Genomic DNA, 16,923 nt, shown 5'->3' with positions numbered 1-16,923 from the left:
CTTCAAGTAACAAAAAATATAAAACCAGCCATAACAAATAAAAGAAAAGTACTTATCTAAGAGGAGTTTTAAAATGAAAGAGATTTTACAAAATCACTATTTAAAAGCGATTGAACGAACTAAATCATTAGTTTTAGATGATATATACAAATTTTTAGAAACAAGAGAAAATCACATATCTTACGAACAATATTTAAGAGAACGTACACAATATATAGACCAGTTATGGTTAAATTCTTGGCTTAACACAGCAGCAAGTCATGCTTCAAATGCTGAGAAAAAGCAATATTTAGCACAAAAAGGCTATGACGTAGAAGGGATTAGTAAAAAGCTAATAAATCAAATGTTTCGAAATGACATAAGAGATATTGAAGTATTTGATGTTGTAGGATGGCTTGATTCACTTTATGCTGATAAAGCTACTGAGTGGGAGCAAAAGCATAAAGATGCAAGAATAGCTTACGAAGAAAGAATGAAACTACAAGATCAACGAGAATTAAGAAAAAAATTCGTTTCAAAACTTGAATATTATATCGACCAACTACTTGGTGCTAACTATGAAGAGCTATATTTGTATGTTCGGTATTTAGTTGGTTCTCAGCTTGCCATTGAAATTGAGAAAAAAGGAATCATTTTATCTTCTGACAATGCTGTATTTTCGGACTATTTATCAGAAGAAGCGGAGTCAGCATATGGTAGACATCATTATGAAGAGCATATTGCTGAAAAATATGAAGGAGTCATTTCAAGCTATTTATTTGATTTTGGACCTAACTGGTTAATGGAGCATTTATCACCACATGTCTTTGATGATTATTATAATACCTATCAAGAGACATTACCGATTTCTTTAATTAAAGAAGTTGCATTTCAGCCGTTCGATGATCTTAGTGAAGAATTTTTTTCTGATATAATGGAGGAACATGTAACTGATTTAATAAAGTTAATCGACATCCCATTCGATTTAGCTGTTCATCAAGAAATATTTGATAAAGATTTGTCGGATAGAGAGCAAAGAGTAGTTGAAGAACTAGAGACAATTAAGCGTCGAAAAGAAGAAGAATCCCGAATGATTGAAGATATTTTTGGAAGAGAGTACTATCCACCTGCAGGACGAAATATTCAATATATCCTTCATGTTGGTGAAACAAATACAGGCAAAACATATCAAGCAATTCAAAAAATGAAAGAAGCAGCTAGTGGAATTTATTTAGCTCCACTACGCTTATTGGCTTTTGAGATTTATGAGCGATTAAATGAAGAAGGAATACCATGCTCACTAAAAACAGGGGAAGAAGAGAAGTTCGTACATGATGCAAGACATATCGCCTGCACTGTTGAAATGTTTCATGAAAAAGATCCTTATGAAGTGATTGTAATTGATGAATCCCAAATGATTGCTGATAAAGATCGTGGGTTTTCGTGGTATAAAGCGATAACTAAAGCCAATGCAAAAGAAGTTCATATTATTTGCAGCTTTAATGCTAAACCTATGATATTAGAGGTGCTGGGGAATTCTCATATTGAAATTCATGAATACTATAGAGATATTCCTTTAGAGGTTGAACCAACTCTGTTCAAATTAAATCAAACTCGGAAAGGAGATGCAATTGTTTGTTTTTCAAGAAAAAGAGTACTTGAAACTGCATCTGAATTACAACGATCCGGACGTCAAGTTAGTATGATCTACGGAAGTATGCCTCCTGAAACGAGAAAAAAACAAATGTTGCGATTTATAGATGGGGAAACAACGGTCATTGTTGCAACTGACGCGATCGGCATGGGCTTAAATCTACCGATAAGACGTATTGTCTTTTTGGAAAACGATAAATTTGATGGTACAAGAAGAAGATATTTAACCTCACAAGAAATAAAACAAATAGCAGGTAGAGCTGGGCGAAAGGGCATATACAACGTTGGTAAAGTCGCTTTTACACATAATGTTCGCACAATGACTCGCCTTCTAGAGCAAGAAGATACACCATTACAAGGATTTGCGATTGCTCCTACCACAACTGTTTTAGAAAGGTTTCAAAAGTATTCACGAAAACTGGGCCTATTTTTTTATCTTTGGGACCAGTTTAAAAGTCCAATGGGAACAAAAAAAGCATCTTTATCAGAAGAAAAACTATTATATGAGATGGTCGAAGATACAATCATTGAAGCAAAACTCTCTGTTGCTGACTTGTATGGATTTTTACATTTACCATTTTCATCAAACGAGCCATCTCTAAGACTTCAATGGAAGAATAAGCTAGAAGCAATTATAGATGGCCAAGAATTACCTGATCCACTAATTAAAGAATCCAGCCTTGAAGAGCTAGAATTATCTTACAAATCAGTTGGTCTTCATTTGTTATTTCTTTACAAGCTAGGAAAAAGTACAGAGGCTCATTATTGGGAACGAATTCGTGAAGAAATAAGTGATCACATTCATGAAAACCTGAAGTCAGGCATACAAGTAACAAAAAAAGGCTGTAAAATATGTGGTAAAAGTCTTCACCCGCGATTTAAATTTGCCGTTTGTAACGAATGCCATTTTGAACGTAATGATCGAAAAAAATAATAGATATGATGAGAGGCAAACCTAATGAATATTTTGGGTCTGTCTCTTAATTTTTCCTTTAATAAAATTAGAGAAGGAAATTATAAAAGAATGAAATAAAATCCTTATTAAAATATGTTGTAAATTAGTTTTAAGGATCTTCATGTAACATAATAAATAATCAGTAAAACACAAAATCAAAAGTGTTTTAAATTTTTGAACCATTCCAGATTTCTCTGAGTTCATAAAAACAACAAAGGAAATGTAAAAACTATATAGTGGTGCTAAGATAAAATGTTCCTTCCATGAATGATAAAAACCAATTCCATAACGAATTTTCCGCATTGTGGCTGGAACAAACAAAATTGTAATACTAACCACAACAAGCGAAAGATAGTGGACTACATTTCCAGCCCATTTTTTGTTTTTTTCTAGAGCAGATTTCATTAAATCACTAATAGTAAATGCTACTGGAAGTAATAAAAAGGTATACCTAGGTCTCCACCAATATAATTTATATACTTTTAACTTTATAAAAAGATGCTCAATTAAATAGAAATAGATCGTAAACGCTAATTTGCCAAACCAATTTACACTTGTTGCTGTTAAAAAGGTTGCAGTTATTGGAATAAATAGTGCTTGAGACAATATCGCACCAAAAATATTATCAAGAGCAGATTTTTTTAAAATGGCGGGTTTATATTTATATGCTTGAAATATGTTTAATACAATGAATTCAAAAACATAAGCAAAGCCAATATTTGATAATAAAACAAACCAATATATTTTCCCTTTCTTTTTTATCATTAAATTCACAATCATCCCGAGATGAATAATCATCAGTATGAAAAAAGGGATTGAATTTTGATTCAGTATGTTTTTTTTAACCATGAAGGGCCTCCAAAGGAAATGAATACAAAACAGATAATAATTGCATACCTCTAATAAAATATATTCCTCAATATGATGGTATTTTATTCAAAGTAGCGTATTTAATAAGCGGAAATGTAACAATTCCGTCCATATTTACGACTTAATAGATGAAATAGAAAATACTTTCAATAAAGGAGAATTAGTTAATGATATGTAAAAGTAGGCTAGTAATTATGAGTACAGCTTTAATTTTTACTTTTTTAACAGGATGTGGTACTGAAAAGGGAAGCGCAAATGATTCTACTGAAGTTGTTACAAATGAATCATCTAGTGGAAGCTCAGAAGCTGCAACACAGGAAAATTCTAAAGAAGAAAAAGAAAGATCTACAACTAATTCTAATGAACCTGCTGTAACTGTGGGAACTGGTGTATTAGTTGGGCAAATAGATCCACATTCAATTGAACTAGAAATGAATGGCCAGACAAGTGCATTTCAATTATCAGAGGAAGCCCAAAAACAATATTCAACTTTTAAAGAAGGAGATACCCTTACTTTTTCATACACAGAAGATGATGAATCCGGACAAAAGACAATCGTGAAATTTAACTAAAGCAAAAAAGGACAGATTTAGCTCTTACCATATTTTAGCTAGACTGTCCCTTTTATTTAATTGGACTGTTTTAACACCTAAATATCGTGGCTTCTAAATAACTGTTTGTCATATCAGCAAGTGTAACTCCTGTAGAGCCTACATGTATAAATTTTATTATCTCCAATAGTAATCCCTTCATGTGTTTGTCCTGGTGCAGTTGTTGAAAAGGAAACAATATCACCTTTTTAAGGTGTAGTAACTGTTTTAGTAGGTATTAGATTTCTGTTAATTGTTGTAAAACTTGTCCAACATAAATAATGTTAAATGATAAATGATTATATGTTTTTATTTGATTAATCGTCAGTCCTTTCAGCGAAGTAATTTCCCATAATGAAACTCCTGTTTGAACTTTATATGTTTACTCATGGGCAGATTCGTGTGAAGTAAAACCTGTTGTTACAATACAAATTGAAGCAATTGCCGCAATAATCGACTTCTTCAAAAAACACCAACTCCCCTTTGTATTCTTATTACTATTAAATCTGTGTTTCCATCATAACTTTTTCTAGTAAACACTTACATCCCTTAATAAATAGGTTGAATGGTAAATATATCTATTAGGAATTTTTTTAACCTACAGACAAAAAAACTGTAAGACTCATCGTAGCTATATAAAGGTTCTCATGTTAGTAAAACGGAAGGGTGGATTCATTTCGTTTTTTCGACATGTAATCATTTAATCTACAAAATACGTACTCATCTTAAATTTAATTTACCAGGAGGATCTCTAATGATTAACACAAATGTTCGAAATGTTTTATCAACAACTGCGCTTGCTACGGTACTAACTTTTTCTATTGGAACTAGTTCAGTATTTGCCGAAACGTCACCTGAAGAAATCGTTCAAACAGAACAAACACTTGAACAAAATGAGACTGTTGAAGAAGGCACAGAAAATATAGTGGCAGAAATTGAGGAAGAAGTTTCTACTGAGGAACCATCATTAATTCCAAGTGATTTTTTCTACTTTGCGAAGAAGATGATGGAAAATGTAAAGCTTGCATTAACATTTAGTGATGATAAAGAAGCTGCTTTACTCGCTGAATTTGCAGAAGAACGCATTAAAGAAGCAGAACAGTTATTAATACAAGGAGAATACGAACTAGCAGAAGAAGTTCTTGAAAAAGCAATCCAGAAACAAGAGGAAGCGCTTGAGAAACTAGAAGGCGCTGAAGAATTAGAAGAAGATTCTTTAATAGAAGAAAACATAGAAAAAACTGAAGATACCGTTACAAGTGAAGAAGATAATATTAATGAAACTGAAAAAGATGTAAATGAGAATGATGATTCGATTGATTCAATTCGTACTGAACTTGAAGCAAAATTATCTGCAAACATACTTGCACTAACTGCTGTTCTTGAAAAGGTAGAAAATCCAAAAGCAAAAGAAGCTATCCAGAAGAATATTGTGAAAGCTCAAGAAAAGCTTGAAAAGAAGATCAATAAAAAATTAGAAAAATTAACTACAAAGAAACAAAGAACTGAAGATGCTGATGTAAATGAAGAAATTCAAGAAAATAGTATAGAAGAATCTGAAGAAAGAGTGGAAGAAGTAACAATTGAAAATGATGAAGAAAATGTTGAACAATTGAAAACAGAAGACCTTCAAGAGGATCAAGCAATCTCAACACAAACTACAACTGTTAATGAAAATACAAAAGCAACAAAAAAAGAAAAGATACAAAAGGAAATCAAAAAACAAGAGGAAAATAGAGTGAAAATTGAGCAACCAAAACGTGAAAAAGTAACAAAAACAGAAGAGCCTAAAAAAGAAGCTAAAGAAAAAGTTAACCTTAAAGCTGAACAAAAACAACAAGAAGCAAAAGAAAAAAAGGAAAACACTAAAGGTAACGATAAAAAGGAATAAAAATAGGCTAACGAAAAGGAACTGGTTAAAGAGCTAGTTCCTTTTTTATTTAGTTTACATAATAATTTTATGTAAACTAAATATTTTTTCCTATAAGTGACAAATATCACCGTTTTCTTTTCAATTCCACGTTAAGATTAAGTCATAGGTAGAGATTACCTATATTTGGATCTTAAAGGAGAGATGATCATGAATATGGTCTATGAGAAAATCCTTGTTGCAATTGACGGTTCCGCAGAGGCGGAATGGGCCTTTAAAAAGGCAATAAATATTGCAAAGAGAAATTCAGCAAAACTTATACTTTGTAACATCATCGATTCTCGTGAATTAACGGTTTCCACTTACGGCTTGTACGCTGATACATCAATTGTAGAAAATGCAGAAAAATCTGCTAAAGAGCTTTTAGAAAGCTATCAGCAAACCGCTAAAGAAATGGGATTAGAACAGGTAGAAGCAATCATAAAATTTGGTTCACCTAAAACAAAGATATCCAAAGAAATAGCTCCACAATATCAAGCAGATTTAATTGTTTGTGGTGCAACCGGTATGAATGCAGTTGAACGTATTTTAGTTGGAAGTGTATCTGAAAACATTTTAAGATATGCGAAATGTGATGTATTAGTTGTAAGAACTCCTAAAGAAGAAGAATAAGTGAAATAAACAAGGCTCTTTTCTACAGATTGTTGTTAATTTACCTAATATTGTATTGGAAACATTTTTTATAGTATAGGATGTCATAAAATGCCACTCATAAACAAAGGTATTTACTTAGAATCGGTAAAAGCAACAACGATTATGAAAACTGCCATCACCAAACATCAGTATTGGAGGAATCTAAAATGAACTTGATTATACACAGCAAACATTTACAAATCACTGATGCGCTAAAGGATTATATTAATCAAAAAATAGGTCTTGCCATTGAGCATTATTTTACTGAAACTAGTTCTTTTCATGTTCATATAAATTTATCTGTATTTAAAAACAATCATTGTATTGAAGTAACTGTTCCCATTGGAGATATTACGATTAGAGCTGAGGAACAAACTGCTGATATGTACAAATCTATTGATCTTGTAGAAGAAAAATTAAAACGACAATTCAGAAAATACAAAACAAGATTAAATAGGAAAGCTCGAAAAGAAAAAATGCTTGTACCAGCAAACCAACCTATAGATTTTGATGAACAACCAGTTGATGAAACAGTGGAGGAGATTGTTAGATTGAAGCAATTTCAATTAAAACCGATGAGTGCAGAAGAAGCAATTCTACAAATGAACTTATTAGATCATCAATTCTTTGTTTTTCAAAATGCTGAAAATGATTTAATGAGTGTTGTTTATAAACGCAAAAATGGGCAGTACGGTTTAATAGCATCTGATATTGTTGAAAATGGAAATAAAGCAATTTAGGCTTCTAAATAGAAAATAAGAATCATCATTTTATACAAAAAATGATGATTCTTTTGTTTTTAATTTTAGCTCTCTTCAGCTTTACTATGATGTAAAGGTGGTGGAATAAGCCAACCTTTTTCTTTATTTAATCTTAATACTTTTCCACCCATTGTTGCTTTTTCCATATGAAATTGTCCAAACATCATCGCAACATCTTCTCTTATTGATTGACCAATTATTTGGCTGCATAATACTAATCCTGCTGCAATATCCATTGATAAACCAGCGGCAATTTCTTGATCAGTTAATCTAGCACCCACTGGAATATCATCAAGATTTGCTTTTGGTTTTTCAGGAGGTGCAGGTGGTAACCCAACCCCATTATCTTTAAGAAGAGCATCAACTTGTTTTAATTCTTGTTGACACTGATTGATGATATCTTCTAAAAGTTTATGTAAATCTTTATCTCCCACATGATTTAGAAATGCTTGTGATCCTGATATCATCCCTTTTGATGCTTGTGAAAAAGACCAAAGTGAAAATACTTCTCCATAATGCAGTGGTTCATTTTTAGGATTACCGCTTAAAATACCCATAAAAGCACTCCTTATTGTCGTTTTAATGTCCATTTGTATCTCCTAAATAAATAGAGGAGGAGAATACCTCCATGAAAGTATTTGTTTAGGAATGGAAATTATACTTTAAAATTAATTAACAAAATGAAACACTTATTAATGTTTAAAGCTAAGGAAGCCGAGAAAGTGAATGCCAGGAACGGAAATCAACACCAAGTTTAAGAAAGGCCTAGGTAAGAAGGTTCTAAATAATACCCTCATGCCTTAACCACTTCTGAAAAAGTCTTGCTGCTTCATCATAATCAAGGTCTATATATTGAACTGACAAGATTTTCATGCCTAGGTTTTCAATATATTCCCCTTGATTTACACTGTGATTATGTAAGTTATAATAAGTGAAATCAAAAAAGATATCCCATACATCCTGATCCTGCACTTTATAAGCTATCGACTCAAAGTCATGATCGTCTTCATAATATCCGATATGTACATGGTATCTAGGGTCGTATTTAACCCTCATGATATCCCTCTTTTCTAAAAAACTTCATACTGATTATATTTAAATTTTATTTGATACCTACTTTAAACCATTAAAAATACACCTTTAAAAATGATCATTTTAATTTAATTAATTATATCAACTATTTAAAAGAAAAATTGATAACTGTTTGTAACTTTAATATTTTCATAGTTCTGGAAATAGCTTTATAGTATTATTGTCTATATATTCCAAGAAAAGGATGTGTTTTCATGTTTAAAAATGTTATTTCCTCTAAAGAAGAATTTGAAGAGTTTCGCAAAGAGATTGGAAGCCCAAGTGAAAGAGCAATTAATAAAGTGATCTCAAAAATTGATGATCATTGTAGGAAGTTCATTTCAAAATCTCCATTTTTAACTTTATCTACATCAAATTCACAAGGAGAATGTGATGTTTCACCACGTGGAGATTACCCTGGATTTGTAACAATTATTGATGATCAGCATTTATTTATCCCAGAAAGACCAGGTAATAAACGTATGGACTCACTTCATAATATTATTTCGAATTCACATGTAGGGCTTTTGTTCTTTATTCCATCATTAGGTGAAACTTTAAGGATTAATGGAAAAGCTTATATCACACGCGATCCTGAATTACTCGAAAAAAGTGTAGTAAATGGAAAGGTACCACTTTTCGGAATAGGCGTTAAAGTAGAAGAATGTTATGTTCATTGTGCAAAAGCATTCATTCGTTCTGGTTTGTGGAATCCTGAAACTTGGAATGAGAAAGAAACTTTACCTTCAATGCCAGAAATGCTTATTACCCATGCAAATATTCCAAATGTAACAGCTAAAGAGGTAGCTGAAGATTTACAAGTGAGTTATAAGGAGAGACTTTATTAATTAAAGGACTATCTTTAAGCATAATGATCACCCAGTGTTTATAAATAGATACATGCCCTGAGGAGAGTATAATATATAATTTTGAAGGATGTTCAATGATGATCATACTAAATAAACAAGATTACTCCGAAGTAAAGAAAAAAATAACTGCAAAAGAAAATAATCCACCAACTTTTGCGCATTCTGTTTTAGATGAATATATTAATGGGACCGTTTATGCTGACTCAGTTAACCTACAAACAATCTTAATAGGAACAAATTCAGGTATTTATTATGTTTTTGGGAATGAGAACAATGATCATTTTAATAAAGATTAGTTCTATAGAAAAAGGAGAAATGGCCATTTACGTTTTACTTTATTTTCAGATGATAACAACTGGGATCAAACACTAATAAAGCACCTAAAAAATGAATTAAAACAAATAAAGCGCCTTGCATTTACACATGAAAATAATGTCCCATTACATACCATTAATTCATTATCTGAAAATTTCTCAATTAAGAAGATAGATGAAAAAACGATAACTGATAGTGTTGAATTTAAAAGTGATTACTACACAGAATATTGGGGCAATGTTACAAATTTCATCGAAAATGGTTTTGGCTTTTGCATACTACATCAAGGAAAAGTAGTGAGTGAATGCACCTCCATTTTCTCCTCTGAATCATTGATTGAAATCGATATTGCTACACAATTTGATTTTCAAGGTATTGGTTTAGCTACAAAAATTGGAAAAGAATTCATTACTTATAGCCTGCAAAGAAATTTGATTCCTCGTTGGGATTGTGATGTTTCAAATAGATCTTCTATCAATTTAGCTAAGAAATTGGAATTTACAAATCCTAAAGAATACACAGTGTTTGTCAGTAATTATTATGATCAATAAACTCACAAAAAAATGCCAAATTAGCACAAGAGATCAACAAGTAGGAGTGTTTGAATGTTGAATATACGTGTTGCAAGCCTAGAAGATGCAATTGAAATCGCTTTTCTAAAAAATCACATTGTCGCTTCAACAGATTTCTATCTAAGAACAAAGGACGAACCAAAGGAAAAAGCTGATGATTATCGAAAAAAAATGATGAAAAAACAAGAAAGTGGTGGTCTAACAATAGTCGCAGAATATGAAGGTCAAGTTGTAGGATTTTTGTCTTTCTCAAGACCTACTTTTGCCAAAGTGAATCATACAGGTTCATTTGGTATGGGGGTGAATCAAGAGTTTTGTCATATGGGGATTGGATCTGAACTATTAGCTTATTTAATTAGTTGGGCAAGTCATCAAAAAGGTTTAGAAAAAATATGCTTAGAGGTATTTTCACATAATGAAATAGGAATTGCCCTTTATAAGAAATTTGGTTTTAAAATAGAAGGAAAACAGATAAAACAAGTTAAAATAACTAACAATCAATATGCTGACTTAGTATATATGTCGTTATTTTTATAATGAGAGAATATATAACCTACCTACAATGTTCTGATACATGTTCATATAAAAAAGTTAGGGAGATGGCCCATCTAAATAGAAAGAGAGCTCTATTGATGAATGAAGAAGATATTATCTCAGTTATTAAAAAAGATGAATGGATGATGGGAGCATTGAGAGCTGCAAAGTCATTAGAGCTCCAAGATTGGTGGATATGTGCAGGATTTATTCGTTCGAAAATCTGGGATACGTTGCATAACTTCAGTGTAAGAAAACAACTTCCTGATGTTGATCTGATTTATTTTAACCCTTCTAGGATTGATGAAGTAGAGGAGAAAGAATTAGAGAAGAGACTTAAAACCATAATACCATGTATACCATGGTCAGTAAAAAACCAAGCAAGAATGCACTTCCAAAATAACTTTCCACCTTATTTCTCTTCTGTTGACGCAATAGCAAAATTCCAGAAACAGCAACAACATTAGGCGTGAAATTAGATCATACGAACAATGTTAAATTAACATACCCTTGTGGTCTAACCGATGTGGTCAATTTAGCCGTCAAACCGACCCCTTTCTTTATAAAATCAACAGAAAGAATGGAAATATAAAAAAAGGATTGCAACAAAGAACTGGCAATATACCTGGAATCATTTAAAGGTATACCATATTGATAGTCTTATAAAATAGAAAGATTTTTTAACTATTGGAGACGCTAAACTAATTTAAAATTAGGAGGTAATTCTCTTGCCACAAATAGAAACAGAACGCTTATTAATGATCACCTTCACCGCAGAGATGATGAAGGCTCTATTAAAAAGTAAAGAAGATCTTGAAGCTACTATTCCATACAGTGTAGCAGCTGAATACCCACTAGATGTGTATAAACAATTTTTCACATATAAGATTGAAAGATTTACTAAGTTTCCCCTAGAAAATGAATGGGAGGGATGTATCATTCATAAAGCTACAAATGTCATTATGGGGGATATGGGTTTAAAAGGAGGTCCAAATGAAGCTGGCGAAATTGACTTGGGCTATAGTATAGTCCCAAGTTATCAAGGAAAAGGCTTTGCAACAGAAATGGGGAAAGCAATGGTTAAATGGGGATTATCACAAAGAAATGTAAAATGTGTGAAAGCAACTTGTGATACTGATAATATAGCATCAAAACGAGTACTAGAGAAAATTGGTTTTCAAGCTACAAAAAAAGATGAAAAGAAAATTTATTGGCATTATTAGGTATAATTTAATTACATATTTTGGATGGGTATTCTATATTTAAAAACTATGTATCTTTAGATTGAGGTGACTATATTGTCTGTTAAATTCATTACTCATCTAGCATCGGTTATTATGTTACTTTTATTTTTTTCAATTGCTTCTTGGTATGAAGGTAGTGAACTATTAGATCATCCATGGGAATGGAAGTATACAGCTATTTTCTCACAGATGGTAAATGCTGAAATTTTAAATAAAAGTGATATTTCACAATTAGATTTCTTTATTTATGCGATAAAATTTAAACCTTTATACCCAATGCTTATGATGGTGGCTATTATCTATATGATTTTATTATTAGGTTATTCTTCATATAAAACAAAACCTAAGAAATTTGCTCTATTTTTAACTGCTCTTGGAGTTTTCATTGCTTTTCTAGGTAACTTAATTTCTCATTCACCAACAGTAGGAGGATCTATTTTTAAGGTTTCTTTAATTGTTACTGGATCTGTATGTTTGTGTTTTGGGGTTGTTTATTATTTCCAATTATATAGGGTGCGAAATAAAAGGTTTAACTAAATTCTTAGCTCGTTTTCTTCCATTACAATATTTATCTAACAGACATATTTTCATTCCGCCTATCGGAACTTGATTATAATTGGGAATATTTTATATCCTAGTAGACTTATTTATTGGTATAGTAAACAACTCATTTCGTTTAACTTGGTTATATCTTATTGCTCTTTCGTTTAATCGAGGTTTGCAAGAGTGGAGATATGATCGCAAACATAAAGAATATATCCTTAGTTGGTTCAGGTCGGCTCAGCTGCTTTTGTCACTATTTTTGTTTACTATTTACTTTAATATAAAGAATGTAATACAAAATAAATCTGTATATATTTAGGATATTCAACTATAATGAAATTGTAAGTTTTTAGTAGAGATGAGACTAGTTTAGCTAGAAAAGGAGAGCTTAGAATGAGTGAAAATAAGTACTATGAGCAAATAGGTGTTGCAATGACGTGCCGTTCTTATCAGGAATATAAAGATATGTTTATGCTTGACGAGCGAATATTAAAAAAGGGAAGTATTCTTGATGTTGCATCAGGAGCTTCTTCATTTATTACAGACGTTAATAACAATGGAAATGTCGGAATAGCGATTGATCCACTTTATCAGTTATCAGCTTACGAGATGGAGAAGCTTGGTAAAAGAGAAATTCAACTTTCAAGTGATAAACTAGCGAATGTACAGGATTCCTTTTTATGGGATTATTATACAAGTCTAGATCAACATATTGAGATAAGACAAAAATCTTTTCAGAAATTTATTGAAAGTTACACGCATGAAAAGGGAGAATCCTATATATCGGGTTCTTTGCCACATCTTCCTTTTGCAGATGATAGTTTTTCTTTAATACTTTGTAATCACTTTCTATTTTTATATCAAGACCAATTTGATTTTACATTTCATGTCAACGCATTAAATGAAATGATAAGAGTTCTTGAATATGGTGGTGAAATAAGAATTTATCCGATAGTTGGCTTTAAAAATGAACTTTATCCGTATCTAGATGAATTGAAACTAGAAATAGAAAAGAATGAGGTAGAATTTGATCTTATTCCAACACATTTCAGCTTTCTACCCAACGCAAACCATTATTTACAGATAAAAAAATAATATCAAACGTCAGATCAACCTATTGATCTGACTTATTTACTTTATAAAAATAATGCCATAAAACATTTGTATTTAGGAGGTCAAAGCTAGTGAAATGGTATGTGATTTTAACTGGACTTTCGTTAGTGACCACTGTACTTGCTTTATTTCAAATTTTTCAATTATGTAGTGGATTTAAAATAATCAAAATCCGAAAAAAACTATCACAAGACTGGGTAGATGAAAATAGCAATAAAATCAAAATTGCCATATCAATGATAGGTATTAGCTGTATTTTAGGTACAGTTGGTATCTTAATTAGACCATATTAATCGCAGGTTTATTAAGAAACGAAGATAATGGGAAAAAGATATGTAATTACAGAAGTAAATTTATGAACAAGCATCTTAATTTAATAAGTTGTTAAAATATACTATAATTAGGATCTGGTATAATATCCAGGTATATATAAACTAGAAATTCAGACAACTTAAAGAATTGAGGTTAAGCAAATGTTTGAAGTTAAGAACAATTTAATTGCACCAAAAAACTATAATATTACACATGAAATTGAGAAGCATGCTTCTGAGAAACTAGCACTAATTCATCAAAATGAAGCTGGGGTAACTAATACTCTTTCGTATAATGAGCTAATAAAAAAATCTAATAAACTTGCAAATGGTTTATATAGCCTTGGATTACAAAAGGGAGATCCTGTTCTTATTGTGACAACTAGATTAATAGAGTCTTATATGATCTATATGGCTTGTTTAAAAGCAGGCTTAGTGATCATTCCTTCATCCGAATTATTACGAGCTAAGGATATCGCATTTCGTTTAAATCATTCTGAAGCAAAAGCTGTTATCTCGTATTCAGAATTTACAAAAGAAATTGAAGCCATCGAAGAAGACACTCCATATCTACAACATAAAATCGTATTTGGAAATGAAAAAGAAGGATGGGAAAATCTTTATCAGTTAATGCAAACAGCTCAAGAAGATTTTAACAATAACACAACAAAAAGTGATGATCTTGCTTTTCTTGCTTATACTTCTGGTACAACAGGAAATCCAAAAGGAGTTGCACACACACATAGCTGGGGTTATGCTCATATCCGAATCGCAGCTAAACAGTGGCTTAATATAGAAAAAACTGATACTGTTTGGGCAACAGCAGCACCAGGCTGGCAAAAATGGGTTTGGACACCATTTCTATCGATTTTAGGTTCTGGAGCTACAGGGTTTGTTTATCAAGGTAAATTTTCTTCTGAAAAATACTTAGAGCTTATACAAGAACAAAAAATAAATGTTTTATGCTGCACACCAACTGAATATCGAATGATGGTAAAAACAGAAGGTTTACATAAATATGATCTTTCAAGTTTAAGAAGTGCAGTTTCAGCTGGAGAAGCACTGAATAGGGAAGTTATTGATGTGTTTAAACATACGTTTAATATACAAATTAGAGATGGGTATGGACAAACGGAAAGTACACTTCTAATTGGTACTTTACAAGGTGCTGAACATAAAATAGGATCAATGGGTAAACCAATTATAGAAGGTACTGTAGCAATTGTCGATGAGGACGGTGTTCCTGTTAAAACAGGAGAAATAGGTAATATAGCAATAAGAAAAGAATTACCAGCTCTTTTCAACATGTATTATAAAGCACCAGAAAAAACAAATCGTTCATACAAAAGTGATTATTTTTTCACAGGTGATCGTGCTAGTAAAGATGAAGATGGCTTTTACTGGTTCCAAGGTAGAAGTGATGACGTGATCATAAGCTCTGGCTATACAATTGGCCCCTTTGAAATCGAGGATGCCTTAATGAAACATCCTGCAGTAGTAGAGTGTGCTGCGGTAGCAAGTCCAGATGATGTGAGAGGAAATATCGTAAAAGCTTTCATTGTTTTACAAAAAGGATTTGATGGGTCAGATAATCTTGTAAAAGAGCTACAAGCTTTTGTTAAACAAATAACAGCACCCTATAAATATCCAAGAATAATTGAGTTTGTGAAAAGCTTACCAAAAACTGATTCCGGCAAAATCAGACGTGTTGAATTAAGAAATAATGAAACAGCTAATAGTATTTAATAATAGAACTGCATCCATTTGCACTGACAATCTGGGTGCAGTTTTTTTATACCTCCAACAAAGAGTAAATAAAGATAAAAGCTGATTAATTTGAGATTTCTATAACTATTTATGGTAATATACTCTAAATATTAAAGCAGTAAAATTTACAAAAAAATCTATTTATGCTATAATTTACAATAATTACATTCGTGTGTATAATAAGATTCTCCTGGCCAGGGGAATCTTATTTTGTATATTCGGAAGATCATATAATGAAACAAAATGAGTCAAGTATTACTTCTTTAATATCAGCTTTCAGTCGGGCTTATCACAGTCAACATGACTTTCCAATCATTTATGATGATTTTGTTGCAAAGAAATTAATCTCCAAAAAAGAAGTCTCAGACATTAGTAAAAATATGATTCAAGGAATACAGTTTTTCAACAGTGAAATTGCAGAAGCAATTCATAATAAACCAGAAAAAATTCTAAAATGGATTACTCAGGTTCAGCTTTCTCCAACGCCATTAGCACGTGCTGCATATTGTGAACAAGTATTATCAAATGAAATAAAACTAGGTGTAAATCAATATGTAATTCTTGGAGCTGGATTAGATACTTTTTGTTTTCGACATCCAGAGTTGAAGAATCATTTAGAAATATATGAAGTTGACTATCCTACTACTCAAGAATTTAAAAAGAAAAGGCTAACTCAAGCAAATTTTGTTATTCCGAATAACCTTCATTTCAATGGATGTCACTAAGAAGTTTAGGAAACAGAGTTTACTAGATCATGGATTCAAAAATAAAAAAACGTTTTTTAGCTTTTTAGGTGTTTCATATTATTTAACAAAAGAAGAAAATACAAACCTTTTCATGAAACTATTTGAACAACTACCTTCGGGAAGCTCAATTGTTTTTGAATATGCGGATGAAAATCTATTTGAACGAAAAGGGTTATCAAATAGAGTCGAAAAATATGGTGAAAATGGCGGCTTTAAGTGGTGAACCCATGAAATCTTGTTTCAGTTATAATGAATTGGAGCAAATGTTAGAAAATGCAGGTTTGCTTATTTATGAACATCTAACACCTGATAACATCAATCATCTCTTCTTTACCAATAGGGAGGATTATTTGTCAGCATTTGAAACGATTCATTATATTCATGCTGTGAAAAAATAATAGCTTTCATATCTCTAGTGTTTGTGGTTATGAGAAAATAAGGATAGTCAGGTTTGACTATCCTTTTAA

17 protein-coding genes and 3 pseudogenes are annotated in these 16,923 nt (G+C 31.6%); 17 read left to right on the top strand and 3 right to left on the bottom strand.

Annotation, left to right across the window (positions count from 1 at the left end):
• The first annotated feature begins 73 nt into the window (after positions 1-73).
• Complete coding sequence (locus FS935_RS18525; protein WP_146950132.1) at positions 74-2,566, top strand: DEAD/DEAH box helicase; 2,493 nt, start codon at positions 74-76, stop codon at positions 2,564-2,566.
• A gap of 21 nt (positions 2,567-2,587) precedes the next feature.
• Here FS935_RS18525 and FS935_RS18520 read toward each other — a convergent pair whose 3' ends face one another.
• Positions 2,588-3,436, bottom strand: coding sequence for a hypothetical protein (locus tag FS935_RS18520; protein WP_146950131.1), 849 nt, complete (start codon positions 3,434-3,436; stop codon positions 2,588-2,590).
• A 188-nt stretch (positions 3,437-3,624) separates the two neighbouring features.
• Between FS935_RS18520 and FS935_RS18515 the strand changes: the two genes are divergently transcribed.
• From FS935_RS18515 to hpf, 4 genes are all read left to right on the top strand, one after another.
• Entirely contained in the window at positions 3,625-4,029 is a 405-nt protein-coding gene (locus FS935_RS18515; RefSeq protein ID WP_158638652.1) for a LytA/YqiH family protein, read from the top strand.
• A gap of 772 nt (positions 4,030-4,801) precedes the next feature.
• On the top strand, positions 4,802-5,938 hold the full coding sequence (locus tag FS935_RS18505) for a DUF5667 domain-containing protein (protein WP_146950129.1): 1,137 nt from the start codon (positions 4,802-4,804) through the stop codon (positions 5,936-5,938).
• Positions 5,939-6,127: 189 nt separating this feature from the next.
• A complete protein-coding gene (locus FS935_RS18500) occupies positions 6,128-6,589 on the top strand; it encodes a universal stress protein (RefSeq protein ID WP_146950128.1) in 462 nt (153 codons plus the stop codon).
• Positions 6,590-6,777: 188 nt separating this feature from the next.
• The gene (hpf, locus tag FS935_RS18495) at positions 6,778-7,350 is read left to right on the top strand and encodes a ribosome hibernation-promoting factor, HPF/YfiA family (protein ID WP_146950127.1); all 573 of its coding nucleotides are present in this window, start codon (positions 6,778-6,780) and stop codon (positions 7,348-7,350) included.
• A 65-nt stretch (positions 7,351-7,415) separates the two neighbouring features.
• Here the strand turns inward: hpf and FS935_RS18490 are convergent, their stop codons facing one another.
• A complete protein-coding gene (locus FS935_RS18490) occupies positions 7,416-7,928 on the bottom strand; it encodes a DUF3231 family protein (protein ID WP_146950126.1) in 513 nt (170 codons plus the stop codon).
• 223 nt (positions 7,929-8,151) lie between these two features.
• Positions 8,152-8,427, bottom strand: coding sequence for a DUF3986 family protein (locus tag FS935_RS18485; protein ID WP_146950125.1), 276 nt, complete (start codon positions 8,425-8,427; stop codon positions 8,152-8,154).
• Between the two features lie 230 nt (positions 8,428-8,657).
• On the opposite strand from FS935_RS18485, the gene FS935_RS18480 reads away from it, so the two are divergent.
• The 12 genes and pseudogenes from FS935_RS18480 to FS935_RS18425 all read left to right on the top strand — a co-directional run bounded on the left by FS935_RS18480 (position 8,658) and on the right by FS935_RS18425 (position 16,854).
• The gene (locus FS935_RS18480) at positions 8,658-9,290 is read left to right on the top strand and encodes a pyridoxamine 5'-phosphate oxidase family protein (RefSeq protein ID WP_146950124.1); all 633 of its coding nucleotides are present in this window, start codon (positions 8,658-8,660) and stop codon (positions 9,288-9,290) included.
• A 95-nt stretch (positions 9,291-9,385) separates the two neighbouring features.
• Complete coding sequence (locus FS935_RS18475) at positions 9,386-9,607, top strand: hypothetical protein (RefSeq protein ID WP_158638651.1); 222 nt, start codon at positions 9,386-9,388, stop codon at positions 9,605-9,607.
• 21 nt (positions 9,608-9,628) lie between these two features.
• Positions 9,629-10,177: pseudogene (locus FS935_RS23485) on the top strand (GNAT family N-acetyltransferase); the annotation flags it as partial.
• Positions 10,178-10,231: 54 nt separating this feature from the next.
• The gene (locus FS935_RS18465) at positions 10,232-10,735 is read left to right on the top strand and encodes a GNAT family N-acetyltransferase (RefSeq protein WP_146950121.1); all 504 of its coding nucleotides are present in this window, start codon (positions 10,232-10,234) and stop codon (positions 10,733-10,735) included.
• Positions 10,736-10,797: 62 nt separating this feature from the next.
• Positions 10,798-11,403, top strand: a pseudogene (locus tag FS935_RS24495) (nucleotidyltransferase family protein).
• A gap of 57 nt (positions 11,404-11,460) precedes the next feature.
• Complete coding sequence (locus tag FS935_RS18455) at positions 11,461-11,955, top strand: GNAT family N-acetyltransferase (RefSeq protein ID WP_146950120.1); 495 nt, start codon at positions 11,461-11,463, stop codon at positions 11,953-11,955.
• A gap of 75 nt (positions 11,956-12,030) precedes the next feature.
• Positions 12,031-12,513, top strand: a complete 483-nt coding sequence (locus tag FS935_RS18450) for a YjdJ family protein (protein ID WP_146950119.1) — start codon at positions 12,031-12,033, stop codon at positions 12,511-12,513.
• A gap of 79 nt (positions 12,514-12,592) precedes the next feature.
• Complete coding sequence (locus FS935_RS24490) at positions 12,593-12,838, top strand: DUF4181 domain-containing protein (protein WP_146950118.1); 246 nt, start codon at positions 12,593-12,595, stop codon at positions 12,836-12,838.
• A gap of 74 nt (positions 12,839-12,912) precedes the next feature.
• On the top strand, positions 12,913-13,614 hold the full coding sequence (locus tag FS935_RS18440; RefSeq protein WP_146950117.1) for a methyltransferase domain-containing protein: 702 nt from the start codon (positions 12,913-12,915) through the stop codon (positions 13,612-13,614).
• Positions 13,615-13,703: 89 nt separating this feature from the next.
• Complete coding sequence (locus tag FS935_RS18435; protein ID WP_146950116.1) at positions 13,704-13,925, top strand: hypothetical protein; 222 nt, start codon at positions 13,704-13,706, stop codon at positions 13,923-13,925.
• A gap of 180 nt (positions 13,926-14,105) precedes the next feature.
• Positions 14,106-15,689: an acyl-CoA synthetase MbcS gene (gene mbcS / locus FS935_RS18430; protein WP_146950115.1), complete on the top strand. Its 1,584-nt coding sequence runs from the start codon at positions 14,106-14,108 to the stop codon at positions 15,687-15,689.
• Positions 15,690-15,943: 254 nt separating this feature from the next.
• Positions 15,944-16,854 (top strand): annotated as a pseudogene (locus tag FS935_RS18425) (class I SAM-dependent methyltransferase).
• The last annotated feature ends 69 nt before the right edge of the window (positions 16,855-16,923 follow it).

The sequence above is a fragment of the Metabacillus litoralis genome, from assembly GCF_007994985.1.
Classification (GTDB): Bacteria; Bacillota; Bacilli; order Bacillales; family Bacillaceae; genus Metabacillus; species Metabacillus litoralis.
The sequence above is the reverse complement of the archived record's forward strand: the minus strand, read 5'-3'. Positions and strand labels throughout refer to the sequence as shown.

Bases quoted from the DNA above. Each gene is read 5' to 3' on its own strand.
- FS935_RS18500 (WP_146950128.1), top strand. From the start codon at position 6,128: ATGAATATGGTCTATGAGAAAATCCTTGTTGCAATTGACGGTTCCGCA.
- FS935_RS18515 (WP_158638652.1), top strand. From the start codon at position 3,625: ATGATATGTAAAAGTAGGCTAGTAATTATGAGTACAGCTTTAATTTTT.
- FS935_RS18525 (WP_146950132.1), top strand. From the start codon at position 74: ATGAAAGAGATTTTACAAAATCACTATTTAAAAGCGATTGAACGAACT.
- FS935_RS18440 (WP_146950117.1), top strand. From the start codon at position 12,913: ATGAGTGAAAATAAGTACTATGAGCAAATAGGTGTTGCAATGACGTGC.
- FS935_RS18465 (WP_146950121.1), top strand. From the start codon at position 10,232: ATGTTGAATATACGTGTTGCAAGCCTAGAAGATGCAATTGAAATCGCT.
- hpf (WP_146950127.1), top strand. From the start codon at position 6,778: ATGAACTTGATTATACACAGCAAACATTTACAAATCACTGATGCGCTA.
- FS935_RS18485 (WP_146950125.1), bottom strand. From the start codon at position 8,427: ATGAGGGTTAAATACGACCCTAGATACCATGTACATATCGGATATTAT.
- FS935_RS18480 (WP_146950124.1), top strand. From the start codon at position 8,658: ATGTTTAAAAATGTTATTTCCTCTAAAGAAGAATTTGAAGAGTTTCGC.
- mbcS (WP_146950115.1), top strand. From the start codon at position 14,106: ATGTTTGAAGTTAAGAACAATTTAATTGCACCAAAAAACTATAATATT.
- FS935_RS18475 (WP_158638651.1), top strand. From the start codon at position 9,386: ATGATGATCATACTAAATAAACAAGATTACTCCGAAGTAAAGAAAAAA.
- FS935_RS18505 (WP_146950129.1), top strand. From the start codon at position 4,802: ATGATTAACACAAATGTTCGAAATGTTTTATCAACAACTGCGCTTGCT.
- FS935_RS18490 (WP_146950126.1), bottom strand. From the start codon at position 7,928: ATGGGTATTTTAAGCGGTAATCCTAAAAATGAACCACTGCATTATGGA.
- FS935_RS18520 (WP_146950131.1), bottom strand. From the start codon at position 3,436: ATGGTTAAAAAAAACATACTGAATCAAAATTCAATCCCTTTTTTCATA.